At 26.2% G+C, this 657-nt stretch carries 1 pseudogene; it reads right to left on the bottom strand.

The features are described 5' to 3' along the window. Positions 1–79 precede the first annotated feature (79 nt). Positions 80–657, bottom strand: a pseudogene (locus AMN99_RS01565) (FAD-binding domain-containing protein); the annotation flags it as partial.

Here is a 657-nt window from a genome sequence, read left to right as displayed (position 1 = left end):
ATAGAGGTGGCCACAAAGGAATTCTTTTACTTCAATTCTTCTATGCGACTGCTGGAATTATAGGTATGGTTCGATGGTTTTAGTTAAAAGTCGAGACTATTTTGGGAATATAATTTTTAAAATTAAAAAATCCTTTATTACAATATTTCCAAGCTAACTGATCGAGACTTCTGTACAAAAAATCTACACCTATATTATTTGAATTTAAGTAGTCTAAATTTTCACCAACTGCAGGATACAAACCATAACAATTTTCAATGTTTGTCACTTCACTTATATCAATAACTTGACAATCAATAGATTGATTTTTTAATCTTTGTCCTTGGTCTTCTATTAACTGAGATTTAAATTTCACTAATTTTTCACTGAGTTTTATAGATCTATTTTCATTTTTGTTAGAAACTAAGTAAATTTTCTTAAAGTTTTTTTCTTTAAAGTCAGTGATTTCAAATGAGAGATTATTATCAAAAATTAAAAGATTTTTTTCTTCAATATTTTGTGGATTAGTAAAATCTTGTTTTATTATTTGATAAGATTTTTCTGAGATCTTAGGAGGGGCATTTTCATTTAATTTTATGTTTTGAAATCTATTGTTTGTGAATTTTTTAATATTCCATTCACTAGCAAGATAATGTTTACCTTGAGTTTGAACACCTG

Source organism: Candidatus Pelagibacter communis (assembly GCF_001180225.1).
Lineage (GTDB): Bacteria > Pseudomonadota > Alphaproteobacteria > Pelagibacterales > Pelagibacteraceae > Pelagibacter > Pelagibacter ubique_D.
The sequence above is the reverse complement of the archived record's forward strand: the minus strand, read 5'-3'. Positions and strand labels throughout refer to the sequence as shown.